At 65.4% G+C, this 21213-nt stretch carries 18 protein-coding genes and 2 pseudogenes; 3 read left to right on the forward strand and 17 right to left on the reverse strand.

Annotated elements, in window-relative coordinates; translation table 11 throughout:
• Nucleotides 1-12: 12 nt before the first annotated feature.
• The 8 genes and pseudogenes from pepN (FE851_RS14690) to FE851_RS14725 form a co-directional block, all read right to left on the reverse strand.
• The gene (pepN, locus tag FE851_RS14690) at nt 13-1974 is read right to left on the reverse strand and encodes an aminopeptidase N (protein ID WP_409994490.1); all 1962 of its coding nucleotides are present in this window, start codon (nt 1972-1974) and stop codon (nt 13-15) included.
• A gap of 34 nt (nt 1975-2008) precedes the next feature.
• Nucleotides 2009-2764 (reverse strand): annotated as a pseudogene (gene pepN, locus FE851_RS14695) (aminopeptidase N); the annotation flags it as partial.
• Nucleotides 2765-2882: 118 nt separating this feature from the next.
• On the reverse strand, nt 2883-3806 hold the full coding sequence (locus FE851_RS14700; protein ID WP_145203540.1) for a ParB/RepB/Spo0J family partition protein: 924 nt from the start codon (nt 3804-3806) through the stop codon (nt 2883-2885).
• Nucleotides 3803-4585 (reverse strand): ParA family protein, encoded by a 783-nt coding sequence (locus tag FE851_RS14705; RefSeq protein WP_017183204.1) that lies wholly within the window; start codon nt 4583-4585, stop codon nt 3803-3805. The genes FE851_RS14700 and FE851_RS14705 overlap by 4 nt, the downstream gene beginning before the upstream one ends.
• A complete protein-coding gene (rsmG, locus tag FE851_RS14710) occupies nt 4582-5226 on the reverse strand; it encodes a 16S rRNA (guanine(527)-N(7))-methyltransferase RsmG (RefSeq protein ID WP_145203543.1) in 645 nt (214 codons plus the stop codon). Before rsmG ends, FE851_RS14705 begins: the two co-directional genes overlap by 4 nt.
• Entirely contained in the window at nt 5223-7073 is a 1851-nt protein-coding gene (gene mnmG, locus FE851_RS14715; RefSeq protein WP_145203546.1) for a tRNA uridine-5-carboxymethylaminomethyl(34) synthesis enzyme MnmG, read from the reverse strand. Before mnmG ends, rsmG begins: the two co-directional genes overlap by 4 nt.
• A gap of 61 nt (nt 7074-7134) precedes the next feature.
• Nucleotides 7135-8418 (reverse strand): tRNA uridine-5-carboxymethylaminomethyl(34) synthesis GTPase MnmE, encoded by a 1284-nt coding sequence (mnmE, locus tag FE851_RS14720; protein ID WP_145203549.1) that lies wholly within the window; start codon nt 8416-8418, stop codon nt 7135-7137.
• 15 nt (nt 8419-8433) lie between these two features.
• Complete coding sequence (locus FE851_RS14725) at nt 8434-8682, reverse strand: DUF6489 family protein (RefSeq protein ID WP_017183200.1); 249 nt, start codon at nt 8680-8682, stop codon at nt 8434-8436.
• Between the two features lie 149 nt (nt 8683-8831).
• Between FE851_RS14725 and FE851_RS14730 the strand changes: the two genes are divergently transcribed.
• Entirely contained in the window at nt 8832-9530 is a 699-nt protein-coding gene (locus tag FE851_RS14730) for a dienelactone hydrolase family protein (RefSeq protein ID WP_145204455.1), read from the forward strand.
• On the forward strand, nt 9530-10498 hold the full coding sequence (locus tag FE851_RS14735; protein ID WP_186378826.1) for a quinone oxidoreductase family protein: 969 nt from the start codon (nt 9530-9532) through the stop codon (nt 10496-10498). The genes FE851_RS14730 and FE851_RS14735 overlap by 1 nt, the downstream gene beginning before the upstream one ends.
• A 262-nt stretch (nt 10499-10760) precedes the next feature.
• On the opposite strand, the gene FE851_RS14740 is transcribed toward FE851_RS14735, so the two are convergent.
• Nucleotides 10761-11483, reverse strand: coding sequence for a YjbE family putative metal transport protein (locus tag FE851_RS14740; protein WP_145203552.1), 723 nt, complete (start codon nt 11481-11483; stop codon nt 10761-10763).
• A 16-nt stretch (nt 11484-11499) separates the two neighbouring features.
• Nucleotides 11500-12756, reverse strand: a complete 1257-nt coding sequence (rho, locus tag FE851_RS14745) for a transcription termination factor Rho (protein WP_017183196.1) — start codon at nt 12754-12756, stop codon at nt 11500-11502.
• A 299-nt stretch (nt 12757-13055) separates the two neighbouring features.
• On the opposite strand from rho, the gene FE851_RS14750 reads away from it, so the two are divergent.
• Nucleotides 13056-14045 (forward strand): retroviral-like aspartic protease family protein, encoded by a 990-nt coding sequence (locus FE851_RS14750; RefSeq protein ID WP_145203556.1) that lies wholly within the window; start codon nt 13056-13058, stop codon nt 14043-14045.
• A gap of 48 nt (nt 14046-14093) precedes the next feature.
• Here FE851_RS14750 and FE851_RS14755 read toward each other — a convergent pair.
• The 7 genes and pseudogenes from FE851_RS14755 to lptE all read right to left on the reverse strand — a co-directional run bounded on the left by FE851_RS14755 (nt 14094) and on the right by lptE (nt 21161).
• Nucleotides 14094-16177, reverse strand: a pseudogene (locus FE851_RS14755) (transglycosylase domain-containing protein).
• Nucleotides 16178-16338: 161 nt separating this feature from the next.
• Nucleotides 16339-16782, reverse strand: a complete 444-nt coding sequence (msrB, locus tag FE851_RS14760) for a peptide-methionine (R)-S-oxide reductase MsrB (RefSeq protein WP_017183193.1) — start codon at nt 16780-16782, stop codon at nt 16339-16341.
• Nucleotides 16775-17857, reverse strand: a complete 1083-nt coding sequence (locus tag FE851_RS14765) for an NAD(P)/FAD-dependent oxidoreductase (protein ID WP_145203559.1) — start codon at nt 17855-17857, stop codon at nt 16775-16777. The genes msrB and FE851_RS14765 overlap by 8 nt, the downstream gene beginning before the upstream one ends.
• On the reverse strand, nt 17836-18510 hold the full coding sequence (locus tag FE851_RS14770; protein WP_130751673.1) for a methyltransferase domain-containing protein: 675 nt from the start codon (nt 18508-18510) through the stop codon (nt 17836-17838). Before FE851_RS14770 ends, FE851_RS14765 begins: the two co-directional genes overlap by 22 nt.
• Nucleotides 18507-19562 (reverse strand): type III polyketide synthase, encoded by a 1056-nt coding sequence (locus tag FE851_RS14775; RefSeq protein ID WP_086012010.1) that lies wholly within the window; start codon nt 19560-19562, stop codon nt 18507-18509. The genes FE851_RS14770 and FE851_RS14775 overlap by 4 nt, the downstream gene beginning before the upstream one ends.
• Before the next feature lie 73 nt (nt 19563-19635).
• Nucleotides 19636-20661: a DNA polymerase III subunit delta gene (holA, locus tag FE851_RS14780; protein ID WP_145203562.1), complete on the reverse strand. Its 1026-nt coding sequence runs from the start codon at nt 20659-20661 to the stop codon at nt 19636-19638.
• The gene (gene lptE, locus FE851_RS14785) at nt 20658-21161 is read right to left on the reverse strand and encodes an LPS assembly lipoprotein LptE (protein WP_145203565.1); all 504 of its coding nucleotides are present in this window, start codon (nt 21159-21161) and stop codon (nt 20658-20660) included. The genes holA and lptE overlap by 4 nt, the downstream gene beginning before the upstream one ends.
• Nucleotides 21162-21213 lie beyond the last annotated feature (52 nt).

The raw sequence follows: 21213 nt of genomic DNA on the forward strand, positions 1-21213 counted from the left end.
CCAGCCTGCCCCTCACTCCAGGCTTTTGCTGGCCTGTTCGGTGACATCCTTCGACAGGCCCGGCTGCGCCAGGATGCGTGACAATTGCGCGCGCATCAGCGCAGCCCGATCAGCGTCGAAACGCTTCCAACGCCCCAGGGGCGGGACCAGCCGTGCCGCGGTCTGCGGATTGCGCTTGTCGAGCGCGATGATGCAGTCGGCCACCAGTTGATACCCTTTGCCCGACCGATGGTGGAACGCCCATTGGTTGCCCGAAAATGCGCCATAGAGGGACCGCACCCGGTTTGGATTGGACAGAGTGAAGGCCTTGTGCCGCCCCAGTTCCTCGACCTGATCGACCGTATCGGGATGCAGCGCGAACGCCTGGGTCTGGAACCATTTGTCGAGCGTCAGCGCGTCATGGCCATAGCGGTTGTAGAATATGTCGATCGCCGCGTCGCGTTCCATGCTGGTTCCATTGGCCAGCGTGGCGAGCGCTGCCTGCCGCTCGGTCATATTGTCCGCCTCGTGAAACTGGGCGAAGGCAATGGCGGGGCCATCCTCCGCGCCCGACGCCACCAGATAATGCAGCGCTGCGTTGCGCAGCTTGCGCGCGCCTTTGGCCGCCGGTGACAGCGAAAAGCCGTTCGCCTTGGTGCGGCTGTGCATGTCGCGCCATAGCGGCGCCAGATCCGCGCCGATCCGCCGTTGCAGCGATTCCCGCGCTGCATGGATGGCATCGGGGTCGACCACCGCCATCTGGTCGCCCAGATAGGCTTCGCTGGGCAGACGGATGGCTTCGGCGACGAAGGCGGGGTCCAGCAGCGGATCGTTGATCGCATTGCGCACCGCTGCGACGACGGCGGCGTCATCGACTGGCTGCCCCGCGATCGCGCCGACCAGAACGTTGACCATCAGCTGCTGCATCGCTTCATAGCGCGCGAAAGGATCGTCATCGCGCGCCGACAGAAAGGCAAGATCATCCTGGCTGCGGTTGGTTTCCACGATCACCGGGGCGGAAAAGCCGCGGTTGATCGACAGGATCGGCGCGGCGGCGAAACCTTCGAAACGAACATTTTGCTGCGCCTCCGTCAGCATCAGCAATTCATCGCCATGATGCGTGCCGGTAGCGGGATCGAACAAGGCGACCCGCAGCGGAATTGCCATGGGCTGCTTGTCGGGCTGGCCGGGGGTTGGCGATATGCTCTGTTGCAGATCAAGGTCAACCGTGCCGGTCGCCGCGTCATGGCGCAGCAGCGCGCGGACATGCGGTGTACCCGCCTGCTCATACCAGCGGCGGAATTGGGTCAGGTCTATGCCTCCGCCTTCTTCCATCGCGACCACAAAATCCTCGCAGGTCGCGGCCTGCCCGTCATGCCGGTCGAAATAGAGATCGCTGCCGACGCGGAAGCGTTCAGCACCCAGCATCAGCGCCATCATGCGGATGATCTCCGCCCCCTTATTATAGATGGTCGCGGTGTAGAAGTTACTGATTTCCATATAGGATTCAGGACGAATCGGATGCGCGAGCGGGCCGCTATCCTCCTGGAACTGGGCGGCGCGCAAGATGCGGACATCCTCGATGCGCTTGACCGCGTGACTACCCATGTCGGCGGAAAAATTCTGGTCGCGAAAGACCGTGAATCCTTCCTTCAGGCTCAACTGGAACCAATCGCGGCAGGTGACGCGATTGCCCGACCAGTTGTGGAAATATTCGTGCGCGACGACGCCTTCGACCCCGTCATAATCAATGTCGGTCGCGGTTTCGGGATCGGCCAATATGTAGCGCGAATTGAAGATGTTGAGGCCCTTATTCTCCATCGCGCCAAGATTGAAATCGGCCACGGCGACGACGTTGAACACGTCCAGATCATATACCCGGCCATAGTCGCGCGCGTCCCACGCCATGCTGTTCTTGCGCGCCTGCATGGCGTGCGCGGTGCGGGGCCGATCGGCTTCGCGCACCCATATGCCCAACCTGTCTCTTATACACATCTAGATGTGTATAAGAGACAGCGTCCAGATCATATTCCCGGCCATAGACGCGCTCGTCCCACGCCATGCTGTTCTTGAGCGCCTGCATGGCGTGCGCGGTGCGGGGCAGATCGGCTTCGCGCACCCATATGCCCAACTGCACCTCCCGTCCGCTCATCGTCACGAAGCGATCGGCGTTGCAGGCCAGGTCGCCGGCAACCAGCGCGAACAGATAACAGGGCTTGGGAAAGGGATCATTCCAGAGCGCCCAATGGCGATCATCATCCAGCACGCCCTGGTCGACCGGATCGCCATTGGCCAGCAAGATGGGATAGCGCGCCTTGTCGGCGGTCAGCCGGACACTGTAGCGCGACAGGACATCGGGCCGATCGGGGAAGAAGGTGATGCGCCGGAACCCTTCCGCCTCGCACTGGGTGCAGAGCAGGCCGCCGCTGGCATAGAGGCCCATCAGCTTGCTGTTGCTTTCCGGGGCCAGTTCAACGAGCGTTTCGATGCTGTGCGCCGCGCCGGACAACGCGATGATCAGCGACCCGGCCTCCATATGCCAGTCATCCGCAGCCAGCGCCGTACCATCGACCTTTACCTCCAGCGGCACCAACCCGTCGCCGTCGAGGCGCAGCGGCCTGTCATGATCGCCATTGCGCGTGACCGACAGCGTTGCGCGAACGATCGTCAGCGCCGGGTCGAGATCGAAATCCAGCGCGATGGCGGGGACCAGCCAGTCGGGCGGGCGATAATCCGAGCGGCGGATGATCGTGGGAGCGGCGGTGGAGCTTTGCATGTCGGCCATGCCCGCAACCTAGGGAGCGGGTGGGTAAAAGACCAGTCTGCTTTGGTTCAAACTCTTCAAACTTCGCCCATGTCGCATATGGCGATTCACGGTCGGCAGCGCGCTACCCCATGGTCGCTTAAATGCGTTCGCCCGACAGACGCTGGCACAGCATATCGAGCTGGTCGAGCGTCGAATAGCGCAGCGACAGCGTGCCGCCCGCGCCGCTGGCATGATCGATATCGACCTTCAGCCCCAATATGTCGGCCAGATGCTGCTCCAGCGCGGCAATATCCGCATCCTTGTCGCCCGAACCGCCGCCGCGCCGTGCGGCGGGTGCGTCCTCGCCCTTCTTGACCCGGCGAACCAGCTGTTCGGTATCACGGACGGACAGCCCCTTCTGTTCGACCTGCCGCGCCAGCGCCTCGCAATCGGGCGCGCCGATCAGCGCGCGGGCATGGCCCATGCTGATTTTCTGTTCGACCACCTGCTGCTGCACCGTTGCTGGCAGATCGAGCAGGCGCATGAGATTGGCGACATGGCTGCGCGATTTGCCGACCAGGCGGCCAAGCGCTTCCTGGCTATGGCTGAATTCGGCGATCAGCTTGCGATAGGCTTCCGCCTCTTCGATCGGGTTGAGATCCTCACGCTGGATATTCTCGATCAGCGCGATTTCGAGCGTTTCGGCCTCATCGAAATCGCGCACGATCGCGGGGATGCGGTGCAGATGGGCGCGCTGGGCCGCGCGCCAGCGGCGTTCGCCCGCAACGATCTGGAAGCCACCACCATGGGGCCGGACGATGATCGGCTGGATCACGCCGCGTTTGCCGATGCTATCGGCCAGTTCCTGCAACGCGCCTTCGTCGAAATGGCGACGCGGCTGTTCCGGGTGCGGCTGGATCAGCGCGACCTCGATGGACTGGATCGCCTTGCCCGATGGCGATGGCGCAACCGCCGCGACAGGTTCTTCGCGCGCGACATCGCCGAGCAGCGCGGACAGGCCCCGGCCCAGCCCGTGCGGGCGCTTGGCCATTTTGGGCTTTTCGCTGGTTTCGTCGCTCAAGCCGCTACCTCCTGCCGGGGCAGGCGCGCGATCAGTTCGCGCGCCAGTCGCATATAGGCTTCCGACCCCGAACAGCGGAAGTCATAGATCAATGCCGGGACGCCATGGCTGGGCGCTTCGGACAGGCGCACATTGCGCGGGATGACGGTGGAAAATACCAGATCGCCCAGGCAGGCGCGCACATCGTCGGCAACCTGATCGGTCAGCCGGTTGCGCCGGTCATACATGGTCAGCGCCACGCCCATGATCGACAGGCTAGGATTGAACCGGCCCCGGATGCGCTCGACCGTCTGGAGCAGTTGCGACAGACCTTCCAGCGCGAAAAATTCGCACTGCAACGGCACCAGCAGCGATTGCGCCGCCACCATCGCATTGATCGTCAGCAGGCCGAGCGACGGCGGGCAATCGATCAGGCAAATGTCCCATCGACCTGCCGGGGCTTCGGACAAGACCCGTTCCAGTCGGTGCGTACGCTCTTCATATTCGATCAGCTCAATCTCGCAGCCGGACAGATCCTGCGTCGCGGGTACGATGTCCAGCTTGGGCACGCGGGTCGCGACAATGGCGTCCTCCAGCGCGCAGTTACCGACCAGAAGGTCGTAGCTGGACTGCGCCCGATCCGCCTGCATGACGCCCAGACCAGTCGACGCATTACCCTGCGGATCGAGATCGACCAGCAACACGCGCAACCCCGTGGCCGCCAATCCCGTGGCCAGATTGATGGCGGTGGTGGTTTTGCCCACGCCGCCCTTCTGATTGGCGATGGCGATGCAGATCATGCGCGGCCTTTCCTCCTGGCGACGGGTTTGACGGATCGGGCGATCAGGATGGCGCTATCGGCATCCGTTACGCTGGCTTCCATGTGAAAGTCACCTTGCCACGATGGGCGCACGGCCTCCAGTTCATTTTGCGCATTTCGTCCCTTCGGCAGCACCCACAGCGTTTTTTCATTCGCCAGATGCGCCGCGGACGACAGAAGTTTGGGCAAGGGCGCATAGGCACGCGCGCTGATGACCGCCGCTGCCGTTGGCGGAACCGCTTCGACCCGGCCACCGAACACATGCGCGCGCTTGAGCCCCAGTTCGTCGATCACGCCGTCCAGAAATTCGATCCGCTTGCGCCGCGATTCCACCATCATAACTGGCCGCGTAGAAAGGCAGGCGATGACGATGCCGGGCAGCCCCGCACCCGAGCCAAGATCATACCAATACCCCTCCCCTGCATCCTCCGCATGGCGTAGCAATTGCGCGGAATCCACGATATGCCGCGCCCAGACATGGGGGCGGGTCGATTGGGCGATCAGATTCTGCTCGTCCATCGCGACCAGCAGGATCGCGACATAGCGCTCCAATCGATCCCATGTTTCACGTGAAACATCGAACTGTGTATCGAGCCAGGTCCGCGCTTCATCCTCCGTCACGCGGCCACCCGGCGGACATGAACAAGGATTGCTGCCAGTGCTGCCGGGGTGATGCCCCTGATCCGGCCAGCCGCTGCGAGCGTATCGGGTCGCGCCGCATCGAGCCGTTCAATCATCTCCGTCGACAGACCGCCGATCCGTGCAAAGTCGAAATCGGCGGGAATCATCACCCGCTCGTTGCGGCGCATGTCGGCAATCTCGGCATTCTGCCGTTCGAGATAGGGGGCGTAATGGGCGTCCTCCAAAATCTCGGCGCGCAGATCGTCCGGCGCATTGCGCAGACCGGGCACCAGTTCGAGCAACAGCGCCTCGTTCACTTCGGGGAAGCGCGCCCATTCGAACAGGCTCCGCCGCGCGCCATCCTGCCGAACCGATGCCCCCGCACGGGCGATTTCCGTGGCGGTCATCATGCGCGCCAGTTCGGTTTCGATGGCCAGACGTTGCGCCGCGCGACTCCCCAACCGCGACTCTCGCACCGAGCCGATCAGTCCATGCGCCAGGCCGATCGCACCCAATCGCGTTTCGGCATTATCGGCGCGGAGGCGTAGCCGATATTCGGCGCGCGCCGTCAGCATGCGATAGGGTTCCGTCACACCCTGCAAAACCAGATCGTCGATCATCACGCCAATATAACTGCTCGCGCGATCAAGGACCAAAGCCGCCTCCCCGCGCGCCCGTGCCGCGGCATTGGCACCGGCGATCAGCCCCTGGGCCGCCGCTTCCTCATAGCCAGTGGTGCCGTTAATCTGTCCGGCGCAGAACAGGCCGGAGATGGCGCGCACTTCAAGCGAAGAGTCCAGCGCGCGCGGATCGACATGATCATATTCGACGGCATAGCCTGGCACGACGATCTCGGCCTGCTCCAACCCGCGCATGGAGCGGACCATCGCGACCTGCACATCGGTCGGCAGCGACGTGCTGATGCCATTGGGATAGACCAGCGGATCGTCCAGCCCTTCCGGCTCCAGAAAAATCTGGTGCCCGTCACGATCGCCGAAGCGCTGGATCTTGTCCTCGATCGACGGGCAATAGCGTGGCCCCCGCCCCTCGATCGCACCGCTGAACAGAGGCGAACGCCCCAGCCCGTCGCGGATGATCTGATGGGTGCGTTCATTGGTGCGGGTGATGGCGCAGGCGAGTTGCGGCAGGACGCGGCCATCCGATAGTGGGGACATGGTCCAGTTCGCACCGTCGGAAGGTTGCGCCTCCAGTCGCGCCCAATCGATCGTGCGACCATCGATGCGCGGCGGTGTGCCGGTCTTGAGCCGCCCGATCGGCAAGCCGATCTTGCGCAGTTGAAGGCCGAGCGTCGTTGCCGCGCGCTCCCCTACGCGACCGCCGGTCTCGCGTTCGTCACCCCGGAACAGCCTGCCGCCCAGAAACGTCCCGGTCGCCAGTACGATGGCGGGGGCGGACAAGAGCCGCCCGTCCGCCAGCTTCAGCCCGGCAACAGCCTCCCCGTCGAGCAGCAACGCATCCGCCTCACCCTCCACGATCGTCAGTCCCGGCTGCGCGTCGAGCATCTGATGGATCGCCGCGCGATACCGCTTGCGGTCGGCCTGAACGCGCGGCCCCTGAACCGCAGCGCCTTTGCTGCTGTTCAGCATGCGATAATGGATTGCAGCGGCATCGGCGGCGCGGGCGATCAGTCCGTCCAGCGCGTCGACTTCGCGCACCAGATGGCCCTTGCCCAGACCACCGATGGCCGGGTTGCAGGACATCGCGCCCACGGTCGTCCGTTCAAAGGTGAGCAGCGCCACCGTCGCGCCTTTGCGCGCTGCGGCAGCGGCCGCCTCACACCCGGCATGGCCGCCGCCGACCACGATCACATCATAGCTTGTTCGCATGGTGCCGCCCTTATCAGAAAGGGGCGCGCGGAGCAAAAGCGTTCCACGTGGAACATGCCGCTCATTTGCCGATACAGAAGCCCGCAAACAGCCGGTCTAACATATCCTCGGTTCCGGCCTGCCCCGTCAGCGCATCGATCTCGCGTCGGGCCTGTCGCAACTCCTCGGCCAGGATCAGCAGGTCAGACGCGCCAGCGGCGGAATCAAGAAACGCCGCAATCTGTCCAACGCGCTGGCGCTGTCGCGCGTGCAGCGCATAATCGCCCTCGCCCGGCAGCATGTGCGCGGCGCGCTCCAGCAGCAACGCCACCAATCCGTCCATCCCTTCACCCGTGCGCGCGGACAGGCGCAGGCCCGGATGCGCCGCCTGCCCGTCGCGGTCGCATTGCGCCGCGATCAATATCGCATCGTCGCGCGGTGCCTCTGCCTCATCGCCCAGCCACAGGATGATATCCGCCGCCGCCAGCGCCGATCGCGCCCGGTCGATGCCGATCGCCTCGATCGCGTCGCCTGTCTCGTCCCGCAATCCCGCCGTGTCGGTGAACAGGAAAGCGACGCCGCCGATCGCCGCAGGCACCTCGATCCGGTCGCGCGTCGTCCCGGCAATGTCGGATACGATCGCTGCATCCCGTCCGACCAGCGCATTGAGAAGGGTCGACTTGCCCGCATTGGGCGGCCCGGCCAGCACCACTCGCACACCGTCACGCAACCGCTCGGCAGACGGCGCGGCGAGCATGGCGGCGACATCTTGCGCAAGGGCGGTGATGCCCGCGCCGATCCGCGCCTCGATCGCGGCGTCGGGCACATCATCCTCATCGGAGAAATCGAGCGCAGCTTCGGCCATCGCCGACAGGTCGAGCAGGGTCGAGCGCCAGCCCTCTATCCGTCGGGAAAAATGCCCCTCCGCCATCATCAGCGCGGCGCGGCGCTGTTGCTGGGTTTCGGCGGCCAGCAGGTCCGCCAGCCCTTCCACCGCATTCAGGTCCATCCGGCCATTGGCGAAGGCGCGACGGGTAAACTCGCCCGCTTCGGCGCGGCGCAGCCCCGCCATCGCCGCGAGCGCCGCTTCTACTGCCGCCACGACGGCGCGGCCGCCATGGCAGTGCAGTTCGACCAGATCTTCGCCGGTGACGGTTGCCGGACCGGGGAGCCATAGGGTCAAGGCCCGGTCGAGCGGCGCATCGTCCCGCGGGTCGACCAGCAGCGCAAGACTGGCGGTACGCGGCGGCGGGACGCGGCGGGCCAATCGTTCCAGCGCAGCGCGGGCGGCGGGACCACTGACGCGGATCACCGCAATCCCTGCGGGCGGCGCGCCGCTCGACAGGGCGAAAATCGTGTCGGTCACGGTCGGTGGCGTGGCTTATTTCTTCTCGGTACCGGACATGCCCGACAGGCCGATATTCATCATCTGCTGGAACAGGCGCACGCCCGCATCGCCCATGGGGGAGAAGCTTTTGAACAATGTTTCCATCTGTTCGGCGCTGCCGACGCCTTCAAACCCTTCCAGCATCGTCTTGATATATTTGTCGTGAATCGGGGTCACGTCCGGCAGGCCCAGGAAAGCGCGCGCTTCGGCCGGGCTGCAATCGACATCGACGGTCACTTTCATGTTCAAAGCCCTTCCAGCGCGGAAAATTCCGTTGCGCCCGTCATGCCGCAAGTGGGGCGGTCATGGCAAATATTTTGGGCGATACGCCCGTTGCGCTGCCTGTCGATCAGGCCAATATGGGCCGGGCACAACAGTTGGAAGGGATTCCCATGGCAGGCTTTATTTCCGTCCCCACGCTGGAAGAGGACGGCGCATTCGACGCCTATGTCGCCAAGCCGGCAGAGGACGCCACCGCCGCGATCATCGTCATTCAGGAAATTTTCGGCGTGAATGAAGGCATACGCCGCAAGTGCGACAGTTGGGCCAAGGCGGGCTATGTCGCCTATGCCCCCGACCTGTTCTGGCGCGAAAAGCCGCATGTCGAACTGGACGCCGACGTGCCGGAGGATTTCCAGGCGGCGCTGGGCCATATGCAAAAGCTGAATCAAGACCAGGCGATCCGCGACATCGAGGCGACGATCCGGGCGGCGCGGACAGCTGTCGGCGGTGGCAAGGTCGGGCTGGTCGGCTATTGCCTGGGCGGGCGACTGGCTTTCATGGCCGCGTGCCGGACCGATGGCGATGCGTTCGTCGCTTATTATGGCGTGGGCATCGACGGCTTGCTGGGTGAGCAACATGCGATCGGCAAGCCGACCATGCTGCATATTCCAACCGCGGACGGCTTCGTCCCCGCCGAGGCGCAGGCCGCGATGCATGCCGGGCTGGACGATAATCGCCATGTCACGCTGCACGACTATGACGGTCTGGACCATGGCTTTGCCGCTGAAATGGGCAATCGCCGGGACGAGGATGCGGCCCAACTGGCGGACAAGCGGACGGCGGATTTCTTTGCCGAGCATCTCGCCTGATGACGGGAGCGTGGCGCATGGTCGCGCGCAGCCATGGCGGGCCGGAGGTGATCGTGCGCGAGGATTTCGATCCTGGCGCACCGGGTGAAGGCGAACTGCTGGTTGCGCAGGACGCCGTCGGCCTCAACTTCATCGACACCTATTATCGCACCGGCCTCTATCCCGCGCCCCTTCCCACCCCCCTGGGGTCGGAAGGCGCGGGCCGCGTGGTGGCTATTGGCGCGGGCGTCGCGGGCTTTGCCGTGGGCGATCGGGTCGGCTGCGTCAGCGGGCTGGGCGCCTATGCCAGCCACCGCATCATCGCCGCCGACAAGGCTGTCAGGATTCCCGATGGCGTGTCGAACGAAGATGCGGCCGCGATGATGCTGAAGGGCATGACCGCCTGCTACCTTGCCGAGGACAGTATCGACCTGCACGCCGGGCAGGTGGCGCTGGTCCATGCGGCGGCTGGCGGTGTCGGATCGGTGCTGGTCCCCTGGCTGCGCGACAAGGGCGTGACCGTCATCGCCCATTGCGGGTCCGCCGAAAAGGCGGCGCAGGTCGATGCCGATCATAGCCTGCACGGTCCCTTTGACGAGTTGGCCGCGACGGTGCGCGACTTGACGGGCGGCAAGGGCGTCGATGTCGTCTATGATGGCGTGGGCAAGGATAGCTGGGCCGCATCGCTCGCCAGCCTCAAGCGGCGCGGACTGATGGTCAGCTATGGCAATGCGTCGGGCGCGGTGCCGCCGGTCAGCCTTCTGGAACTGAGCCGTGGCGGATCGCTCTATGTCACCCGCCCTACCCTGTTCGATTATATCGCGACGCCACAGGAACTGGCCCACACCGCCGAGCGATTGTTTGACCGGATGCAGCGCGGCGTGGTGAAGGCGGTGATCGGCCAGCGTTTCGCGCTGAGCGATGCCGCGCAGGCGCACCGCGCACTGGAAGCGCGGCAGACGACCGGGGCGACGGTGCTGGTGGTGTGATCCTCCCCCGATGGGGAAGCACCGCCATCGCGTACGGAACGGACCTCATTTTACTTCGTCATGCTGAATTTATTTCAGCATCCATTGTGCCCCAAGAGCCACCGTTTGGGGCGAGAAATGGACCCTGAAACAAGTTCAGGGTGACGAGTATAGTGGGGATGGCTCCATATGCGACAGCCTCATTGGGGCCATAAACGCAACAGAAAGGGGGCGGAACCTGTGTGGTTCCGCCCCCCTTCTTGTGGCGTCGCTGCGTTCCGCCTCAGGCGAACAGCGTCAAAATTCCGACCTGATGATCGACAAAGCCTTCGTAGATCATCTTGACCGCGACATAGACGATCACCGCCAGGCCGAGATAGGCGATCCAGCGGAAACGCTCGATATATTTGGCGATGATGTTCGCCGCGATGCCCATCAGCGCCACCGACAGGATCAGCCCGATGATCAGGATGCCGGGATGATCCTTGGCCGCGCCAGCGACCGCCAGCACATTGTCCAGGCTCATGCTGACATCGGCGACGGCAACGGCCCAGGCGGCGGCGGCGAAGCTCTTGGCCGGGCGCAGGCCCGATATATCATCGTAGCTGGTGTCGCCGGGCGTTTCGCCGCCCCGCTTGGGATGCAGTTCACGCCACATTTTGAAGCTGACCCACAGCAGCAGCAGGCCGCCAGCCAGGATCAGGCCGACAATCTGCATCAACTGGCTGACCACCAGCGCAAAGGCGATGCGCAGCACCAGCGCGGCGATGATGCCGATCAGGATGACCTTCTTGCGCTGGGCGGCGGGCAGGCCTGCCGCCAGCGCGCCGACGACGATCGCATTGTCGCCCGCCAGCAAAATGTCGATCATCAGCACCTGGCCAAAGGCGGCCAATGCGCTGGGTGATGTTATATTGCTGAAATCGTTGACGATATGCGCCCAGATATCAGCGGGCGAACCCAGCCCCTGAGCGGCGGCGGCTGCGGTGGTGAGAAGGTCGAACATGTCGGCGCAGTCCCGCTTACTGGTTCATCGAATCGAAGAAATCTTCGTTGGTCTTGCTGTCCTTCATCTTGTCCAGCAGGAACTCCATCGCGTCGATCGTGCCCATCTGCATCAGGATGCGGCGCAGCACCCACATTTTGGAAAGCTTGGCCTTGTCGACCAGCAATTCTTCCTTGCGGGTGCCGGACTTGCCGACGTCCAGCGCCGGGAAGATGCGCTTGTCGGCGACCTTGCGGTCCAGCACGATTTCGGAATTGCCGGTGCCCTTGAATTCTTCAAAGATGACTTCGTCCATCCGGCTGCCGGTATCGATCAGGGCGGTGGCGATGATCGAGAGCGAACCGCCCTCCTCGATATTGCGGGCCGCGCCGAAGAAGCGCTTGGGCCGCTGGAGCGCGTTGGCGTCCACACCGCCGGTCAGCACCTTGCCGGACGAGGGAACGACCGTGTTGTAGGCGCGGCCCAGGCGGGTGATCGAATCGAGCAGGATCACCACATCCTTCTTGTGCTCCACGAGGCGCTTGGCCTTCTCGATCACCATTTCGGCGACCTGGACGTGGCGGGTGGCGGGTTCGTCGAAGGTGGAGGACACGACCTCGCCCTTCACGCTGCGCTGCATGTCGGTCACTTCTTCCGGGCGCTCGTCGATCAGCAGGACGATCAGGAACACTTCGGGATGATTGTCGGTAATGGCCTTGGCGATGTTCTGGAGCATCACCGTCTTGCCGACGCGCGGCGGCGCGACGATCAGCGTCCGCTGGCCCTTGCCCTGCGGCGACACGATGTCGATGACGCGTGCCGACTTGTCCTTCTGGGTCGGGTCGCCCGGATCGAGCGTCAGCTTCTGTTCGGGATAGAGCGGCGTCAGATTGTCGAAATTGACGCGGTGGCGGACCACATCGGGATCGTCGAAATTGACGGTGTTGAGCTTCACCAGCGCGAAATAGCGTTCGCCGTCCTTGGGCGCGCGGATTTCGCCGTCCACCGTGTCACCCGTGCGCAGGCCAAAGCGGCGCACCTGATTGGGCGAGACATAGATGTCGTCGGGACCGGCCAGGAAATTGGCTTCCGGGCTGCGCAGGAAGCCAAAGCCATCGGGCAGCACCTCGATCGTGCCCTCGCCCATGATCTGCTCGCCATTTTCGGCCTCGGCCTTCAGGATCGCGAACATCAGATCCTGCTTGCGCAAGGTCGACGCGCCCTCGACGCCCAGTTCCTCTGCAAGTTGCACGAGGTCGGCTGGCGCGGTTTTCTTGAGGTCCTTGAGATGCATTGCGAGTCGGTCCGATGACGAGAGGAGAATTGTGCCGGAAACGGCGAGATACAGGCAAGCAGGACGCCGCCAGACGCCTGCCCAGGACGGACAGGGTCGATAATGCGCGCATTTAGCGAAGCGGGCCGGGCCAAGTCAAGGCGGGACTATGGGCAGGGACCAGAGAAAATGGCTTTTCAGCGCGGTTTCGGGTCAAAGAGTGTCGCTGGTGCGACCACGCGGCTTCATGCTATAACGGGCCGATAAAATCGGGAAAGGATGCGGCAATGGGACGGCACCGGCTCACAGGGTCAGGGGCCATGGGCCTGGGGGCGCTGGCCATCGGCCTGGCGATGGTCGGCCTGATGACCGCCGGAGCGCCGCTGGCCGCGCAGGACGCGCCGGCGCTCGATCCCGCCGTGCCGCCAGCCATCGTCCGTACCGGCCCGTCGCCTGACGAACGGGTGACCATCCCCATTCATATCGACGGCAAGGGGCCGTGGAACTTCATCATCGACACCGGATCGCAGCGCACCGTCATAGCCCGCGATCTGGCCGAGCAACTGGCGCTGCCGCCCCGCGCCAATGTGACGATCCTGAGCATGACCGGCCGGACGGAAGCGGAGACGGTCGCGGTGCCCAAGCTGGGCTTTGGCGGCGGGACGATCGACGATATCGAGGCGCCGGTGCTGGAGGGCGAGAATCTCGGCGCGCCGGGCCTGCTGGGGCTGGACAGCCTGCACGCCAAGCGGCTGCTGCTCAATTTCCGCACCGGGCGGATGGAAATCAGCGCCAGCGGCGGAGCACGCCGCCGCATCGCCATAGACCCCGACGCCATCGTGGTGGAGGCGCGGCGGCGGCGTGGCCAGCTGATCCTGCTCGATTCCGAAGTCAACGGTATGACGGTCGCCGTCATGCTGGACACAGGCAGTCATTTCAGCATCGGCAATCTGGCGCTGCGCGACCGGCTGATCGCCAAGAAGCGCGCGCCGGACATGGCGGAGGCCGTGCTGACCAGCGTTACCGGCGGGCAATTGACGGGCCAGGTCGGGCGGATCAAATCGGTGCGGATGGGCCGGGTCAACCTGATCCAGGTGCCCGTGCTGTTCGCCGACGCCAGCCCCTTTGCCGAACTGGGCATGAAGGACAAGCCTGCCTTGCTGCTGGGGATCAGCGCGCTGCGGATATTCGACCGGGTGGCGATCGACTTTGGCCGGGGCAAGGTGGATTTCCTGCTGCCCGACGCCAGCGCGATCAGCCAGACGCAGCTGGCGGCGGCAGTCCCGCCGGATAAGCTGCCCGGTCAGTAATCGAGCGAGCGGAGCAAAAACCTCCGTTCAAGGTGACGTGATCAAACCCTACGGTCCAGGCGCTGGCCGGGGAGGCGGCTGGCGCTGACGGTCGCGGCCCAGCACATTGTCGATCCATTGCTGGTCGATCCGCTGCGACGACAGCCGGTCCTGCGGATCGACCTCCATGTCCTGATCGTCGCGCGGATCAGGCTGCGCGGGACGGGCGCGCTCGATCGGCAAGCCATTCTCATCCACCATCATGCCGTCATCGACGCCATTGTCGGGGCTGCCATAATAGGCTTCGGCGTCCGGCTCCAATTGCCATTCGGGCAAGGTCACTTCGGTTTCGAACGGTTCGACCGGACGTTTGGCGACCGCGACCTTCATATAGTCGGCAAAGGCGCGGGCCGGGGCGCGCCCCCCTGCAACCCGCCGACCGCGCGGGCATCGTCGCGGCCCATCCATACGCCGGTGGTGACGCCGCTGGAAAAGCCCAGGAACCAGCCATCCTTGTTGCTGGTGGTCGTGCCGGTCTTGCCCGCCACGGGCCGTCCGATCTGCGCCGCCTTGCCGGTGCCGGTGCTGACGGCGGTCTGCATCAGATCCGTCATCCCCGCCGCGACCCAGGGCGCGACCAGCACGCGGCTGGTATCGTCCTGATGCTCGTACAACAGCCGCCCGTCGGCGGTCGTCACCTTGGTGATGCCATAGGGCGTCACTGCAATCCCCTTGCGCGCGATCGAGGCGAAGGCGCGGGTCATATCGATCAGGCGCACGTCCGACGTGCCCAGCACCATCGACGGATGGGTGTTGATCGGCGTGGTGATGCCAAAACGGCGCGCCATGTCGGCGACGGTCGGAAAGCCGACTTCAACGCCCAGCTTCGCCGCGACCGTGTTGATGGAATAGGCAAAGGCGGTGCGGATATCGATATCGCCGGAAAAACGCCCCGAACTGTTGCGCGGCTTCCAGCCGTTAATGTCGACAGGTTCGTCCGTGATCCCGGTGTCGGGGGTATAGCCCGCCTCCAGCGCGGCCATGTAGACAAAGATTTTCCACGCCGATCCGGGCTGGCGCGTCGCAGTGGTCGCGCGGTTGTAATTGGACGTCACATAATCGAGGCCGCCGACCATAGCCCGCACCGCCCCGTCCCGGTCGAGCGACACGAGCGCACCCTGCGTGCCCGCGGGCACATTGGCCTGGATCGCGGCGGTCGCCGCCTTCTGCATGTTGAGGTCAATGGTGGTATAGACTTCCAGCGGCTCGTTCGGCTCGTCGATCAGCACGTCGAGCTGGGGCAGCGCCCAGTCGGTAAAGTAGCGCACGCTGTTCTGCGGCGGTTCGGGGGCCAGCTTCACCCCCTGCATGTCGACCGCCGCCCGTTCCGACGCGCTGATCACGCCATTGTCGCGCATCAGGTCCAGCACCACGCCCGCACGGCCAATCGCGGCTTCGGCGTCGGCGGTGGGCGAATAGCTGGACGGCGCCTTGACCAGCCCCGCGATGATCGCGGCTTCGGGCAGGTCGAGCGTCGTGGCGGAGTGACCGAAAAATTTGCGGCTGGCCGCGTCGATGCCATAGGCGCCGCCGCCGAAATAGACCTTGTTCAGATAGAGTTCCAGGATCTGGCGCTTGGAAAATTTGCGCTCCAGCGCCATCGCCAGCACCATTTCCCGCACCTTGCGGCCCCAGCTATAGCTGTTGTTCAGGAAGATGTTGCGCGTCACCTGCTGGGTGATGGTCGATGCGCCCTGCCAGCGGCGGCCCTTGCCGCGATTTTCCACCGCAACCCAGGCCGCGCGCGCCATGCCGATCGGGTCGACGCCGGGATGAAGGTAGAAACGCCTGTCTTCGGTAGAGATCATCGCGTCGACCATGACCTTGGGGATCTGGTCATAATCCATCCAGCGCCCGAAACTTGGCCCCAGCGATACGATGACGCTACCGTCGGCGGCATGCACGCGGATCATCTGGCCATTGGGGGAGGATTTCAGACTATTATAGTCGGGCAGCGACTGCATCGCGATGACGACGGCGATCACCACCGCCAGCAGCCCGGCGACACCCGCCGCGACGCTGATCTTCAGGCCGCGAACCAGCCATCGCTTCGCCTTGCCCGGCGTGCCCTTGCTCTTGCCTGATCCTGCCATCTGTGCGCCCCGGATACCTGCTAATCCCGGCCCCGGCCAGCATGTTTCATGCGTCCCGCCCGGAAAATTGCCAAGATCGTCTCCATGACGATGGCCGCTTTACGGGCGATGAACGATCCATCCATGAAATTGCGCGCCAAAGCGCATTTCGTGCCGAACGGCTACGCGTCGCCGTCGCGCGGCTTGAAGTCCAGCGAAGCGCTGTTCATGCAGTAGCGCAGACCGTTGACGCCCGGACCATCGGGAAACACATGGCCCAGATGCCCCTCGCACTTCGCGCAGCGCACCTCGGTACGGATCATGCCATGGCTGGTGTCGCGGATTTCCTCGACCGCGTCGATATCCACGGGCGCTGTAAAGCTGGGCCAGCCCGACCCGCTGTCATATTTTTCTTCCGCGTCGAACAGTTCCGCGCCGCAGCCGGCGCAATAATAGACGCCGTCGGCCTTGTTGCTGTTGAGCTTGCCGGTAAAGGCCCGCTCCGTCCCGCCCTCACGCAACACATGATAGCGGTCGGGGGAAAGGCGCTCGCGCCATTCGGCATCGGTCAGATTGATCTTGTCCATGGCCGCAATATGGGCGCTGGCAGCGCGCCGATCAAGCATCCGCGATCCGGGTGAGCCGCATCGCCAGGCGTGCCGCACCCGGCGTCGCCGTCAGCAGTCGCAGCAGCCCCGGCGAGCGTCCCAGCGCGCGAAACCCGGCCGCCGCGCGCAGCGGCAGTATCGCGCGACGGGAAAAATCCCTCTGATAGCGGACCGCGCCATCGCGCCCCTCCCCCTGCCAGCGCGCCACCGCCGCCGCCGCGCTGGCCAGCGCGATGCCGATCCCCTCCCCCGCCAGCGACGGGATCACCGCTGCCTGATCGCCCAGCCGGTAAAGCCCCGGCCAGCTTGTCGTCGCGCGCCAGCCATAGGGCACATCGCCAATCGCATCGACCTGCGCATCGTCCGGCACTGCGCCCAGCCGGTCGGCCAATGCGGGCGAGAGGTCGGCCAGCCGCGCAATCAGGGCGATCGGACGCCCGCCCGCCGCCGCCAGCGCGCTCTTGCGTACCGCCATGCACAGATTGGCGCTGCCATCCTCCTGCAACAACAGCCCGACATAGCCACCATCGATCCAATGAAGTTCGATCCGGCTGCCGATCAGCCGGTGCCGCGCAGGACTGGACGGCAGGCGCAGGCGCAGGCCGAGTTCCGGGTCCGCGCCGCCATGGGGCCGCGCCGCGCCGCGCAGGTCATGCTTGCCCGTCGCCAGGAATAAGCTGTCCCAGTCGATCGCGTCGCCATCGTCCAGCGTGATCGTGCTGGGCGTCAGCGTCCGCACCGCGCGACCCAGGCGGAACGCAACGCCCGCTTCCTGCGCCGCAGCCCGCAACATCGTGTCGAGCCGGTGGCGCGACAGGCCCATGCCCGCGGCAGGGAGCGGCAGGACGATCTCCTGACCGCCCGCAAACAGCGCCAGCCTATCGACCCTGTGGCCGCCCAGCGCCGCCGTGTCTATTCCCAGCGCCTCGATCTGCGCGATTGTCGCCCAACTCAGGAACCCGCCGCACAGCGCATCGCCCGGCACAGTCTGCCGGTCGATCAGCAACGGCGCCGCGCCTGCCCGCGCCAGCCGCATGGCCGCCGCCGCGCCTGCCGGCCCCGCGCCGACGATTATCGGCGCCGGGATACGCACAGCCGGAACGGAAAAACGCGCGCGATCCGCGCGTCGCCGATATGCGCCGCATCCAGCATCGCCCGCCATTCGGCGGCGACGAAGCTTCGCGCGATGGAAAGTTGGCCGTCCGCCCGCACGATCGGATGCACCCGCAACAGCCGGGCCAGCCAGGGATAGCCATGATAGGCAAAGCCATGGCGGTGCAGGTCGTTGACGAACCAGCCCATGCGCGCCTGATCCTCCATGAAGCGCAGGAACGCCAGCCGCTCCGCATCGTCCATATGGTGCGTCACCAGGCTGGAAATCAGTATGTCCCATGGTTCATGCGCCAGCGCGGCATAGTCGCCGGTGCGATAGTCGATCGCCATGGCCGGATCGGTCCGCGCCTGCGCCACGGCCTGACTGCGCGGATTAAGGTCTATGCCCACCAGTTCGCAGGCCATGCCGCGCCGCTTTGCCCAATGCGCGACCTGCCGCAGCATACCGCCATCGCCATAGCCGACGTCCAGCAGGCGGAACGGCCCGGTCACAGCGCGATCCAGAAAGGCCAGCGTCGGCCGCGCCGCCATCGTCACCCGGTTCACCCGGTCGAGATCGGCCAGCACCTGCGCATAGACATTGGCAGGCAGGTCGGCTGCGTCCATCTGCTCGTCGGCAAGCGACCGTTTCATGGCGCTTCGCGGCGAAAGGTCAACCCCTCCGCCGCTAGGCCCGGCCCGAAGGCAAGCGCAACGCCCTGCCCCGTCGCCTGCCCGGCCAATATCCGCGCCAGCACGAACATCAGCGTCGCCGACGACATATTGCCGAACGCGCGCAGCACCGCACGGCTATGGTCCAGCGCGTCCGGGGCAAGGTCCAGCGCGCGCGCCACCGCGTCCAGAATGGATCGTCCCCCGGCATGGACGGCCCACATGTCGACGCTGTCGGCCGGAACCGGCAGCGTCACCGTTCCCGCCAGCGCCTGCGCGATCGCGCCCGGCACTTCGCCCGACAGATGCATCGCAAAGCCATGGTCGCCCAGATCCCAGCGAATAAGGCCCGCCGTATCCGGCACGGTCATGGCAAAGGGCTGGTCCAGCGCGATGCCGCCCGGCGCGGCGCTCACCAAGGCCGCCGCCGCGCCATCGCCAAATTGCAGCATCGCCAGCAACGGCTCGACCTCCGCATTCGCCTGCAAATGCAGGCTGCTCAGTTCCACGCACACCACCAGCACCCGCGCGCCCGGTTCGGACCGCACGATATGCCGCGCGGATCGCAATGCGACGATCGCGGCATAGCAACCCATATAGCCGACCATCAGCCGCTCGACCGAAGGATCGAGCCCCAACAGCCTGATCAACTGCTGGTCGATGCCCGGCGCGGTAAAGCCCGTGCAGCTGGCGACCACCAGATGGGTGATGCCGTCGATCGCGACCTGATCCCCCAGCGCCGCCACAGCCCGCGCGGCCAAGGCCGGCGCTTCATCGGCATAGATGGCCATGCGCTGCGCCGTCGTCGGCCAGGCGTCGCCGTAAAAGCCGCCCTGCGCGGTCGGCGATCCGCCGCCGCCGTCCAGCACCGACCAGCGATGATGGATGCCGCTGCGCTGCGCCATTCGCATGAACAGCGCCCGCTCCCGCGGGTCGGTTATGCGCGCGCCTGCCCAGTCGATAAAGGCCGGGTGGACGTCAGTGGCGGGGACGGCTGTGCCGATGGCTTGGATGGTGGCGGTGGACGAAATGATGCGCTGCCTTTGTTGCGCGCTGGCACATGGCCACGCTCTACCCTGTCTTATTCGCCAAAGCGCACGTCGGCGTCTATCGTTCCCGTGCCGCCTGCCGCGCGATCGTCAACAATTCGTGCCGTACCAGCAGGTCGCCCGTGCCCCGGCCGGACCGGGTCGCGCGCTCGGCCTGCGCCAGCCTCTGGATGACACGGGCGATGCCGGTTGCGTCCCACAGCCGTACCTGCCGCGTGACCACGCCCTTTTCCTTCCAGAATACCGCTTTGCCCGCCGCCTCGACCGCGCCTTCCAGCCGTCCGCTACTGTCGAAATCGGCGCGGATATTGGCCAGCAACATGGCGCGGGTCAGCAGCGGTCGAATGACCGACGCCATGCTTGCGCCAACCTCCGACAGGCTGGTGAGTTCGCGGTGCATGGCTTTCAGGTCACCGCCCAGCACGGCATTGACCAAGGGGGCGACCTCCGTATCGGGATTGTCGGCCGACAATGCGTCCAGCGCTTCCGCCGTCGCCTCGCGCGGGCGGTCGGGCGCGGCATCCAGATAGAGGATCAGCTTTTCCACCTCGCCGCTCATCAGCGCCCGGTCGCCATTGGCCAGGTCGACGATCCGCCGCGCCAGTTCGGTCGACAGCCGCAGCCCGCCTTCGCGCGCGATGCCGATCGCGATCTGCTCCGATTCGCGCGCATCGGGCTGGTAGGAAACGAAGGCCAGCGCCCCCTTGTGATCGAGCGGCAGCTTGAGCAGCTTGGACGTGGCTTTCAGCGCGCCCGCCACGGCGATGACCGGATTGCCCGCCGCCTCCGCCTCCAGCAGGGCGGTCAGCGCAGGCAGCGATTCCTCGCCCATGCCATGCACGCGAATCCAGCGCTTGTCGCCGAACATGGAAAAGGATGCGGCTTCGTCCGCCAACCGGGCCGGATCGTCGCGCAGCGTCGACCCGTCCAGGTCCACCCGCTCCGCCCCCGGCCCCATCGCCCGTTCCAGCCGCCGGACCAGCACCTGGCTGGCGGCCTCGTCGGGGCCATAGAGCAGGATGAAGCGCAGCGCCGCCGATGGCGCGTCGAGCGCCTTTTCAATCTGGCCGCGATTGGCCTTCAAGGGGCGGCGTCCCGGCTGGCATAGAGCGCCAGCCGCGCGATGATCTGGTCCGCCACGGTCTGCGACAGGCGTTCCAGCGCGGTATCCTCCGCCGCGATCGTCGCATATTCGCTGGACGTGACGTCGATGCCCGCGTCCGATCCGGCGCTGTCGTCCAGCAATTGCGCGCCGGTCGCTTCGTCCACCAGTTGATAGCGCGCGCGCAAAGTGCGGCGTTCGCGGGTGACGGCGGCGTCGGACCGCAGACCGAAACCGCTGATCTGGTCGTCCAGCTTAACCACCAGCTTGTAGCGCGGCCCGGACCCGCCCTGCTGCATCGCGGCCAGCCGGTCATTGAGCGCATTGCGCACCAGCCAGCCATTCTTGCCCGCGATCGGCTGAACATCGACATGGCCCAGCGTCTGCGCCACCGCCCCGTTCGCGCCCCCGCCATAGACCGGCCGCAGGCCGCAGGCGGTGAGGAGGAGCGGAAGGCTCAGGAGCAGGGGCCAAGATTTCATGCCAACCTCCATAACCGTTCGCCCTGAGCTTGTCGAAGGGCCGTTCTTCTAC

It is taken from the genome of Sphingobium sp. B2, assembly GCF_007693735.1.
GTDB lineage: Bacteria > Pseudomonadota > Alphaproteobacteria > Sphingomonadales > Sphingomonadaceae > Sphingobium > Sphingobium xenophagum.

Coding starts and splice junctions, on each gene's coding strand:
- mnmG (WP_145203546.1), bottom strand. CDS start 7,073: ATGCGAACAAGCTATGATGTGATCGTGGTCGGCGGCGGCCATGCCGGG.
- pepN (WP_409994490.1), bottom strand. CDS start 1,974: ATGTGTATAAGAGACAGGTTGGGCATATGGGTGCGCGAAGCCGATCGG.
- lptE (WP_145203565.1), bottom strand. CDS start 21,161: ATGAAATCTTGGCCCCTGCTCCTGAGCCTTCCGCTCCTCCTCACCGCC.
- FE851_RS14730 (WP_145204455.1), top strand. CDS start 8,832: ATGGCAGGCTTTATTTCCGTCCCCACGCTGGAAGAGGACGGCGCATTC.
- FE851_RS14705 (WP_017183204.1), bottom strand. CDS start 4,585: ATGATCTGCATCGCCATCGCCAATCAGAAGGGCGGCGTGGGCAAAACC.
- FE851_RS14750 (WP_145203556.1), top strand. CDS start 13,056: ATGGGCCTGGGGGCGCTGGCCATCGGCCTGGCGATGGTCGGCCTGATG.
- FE851_RS14770 (WP_130751673.1), bottom strand. CDS start 18,510: ATGAAACGGTCGCTTGCCGACGAGCAGATGGACGCAGCCGACCTGCCT.
- FE851_RS14735 (WP_186378826.1), top strand. CDS start 9,530: ATGACGGGAGCGTGGCGCATGGTCGCGCGCAGCCATGGCGGGCCGGAG.
- FE851_RS14740 (WP_145203552.1), bottom strand. CDS start 11,483: ATGTTCGACCTTCTCACCACCGCAGCCGCCGCCGCTCAGGGGCTGGGT.
- msrB (WP_017183193.1), bottom strand. CDS start 16,782: ATGCTTGATCGGCGCGCTGCCAGCGCCCATATTGCGGCCATGGACAAG.
- FE851_RS14725 (WP_017183200.1), bottom strand. CDS start 8,682: ATGAAAGTGACCGTCGATGTCGATTGCAGCCCGGCCGAAGCGCGCGCT.
- rho (WP_017183196.1), bottom strand. CDS start 12,756: ATGCATCTCAAGGACCTCAAGAAAACCGCGCCAGCCGACCTCGTGCAA.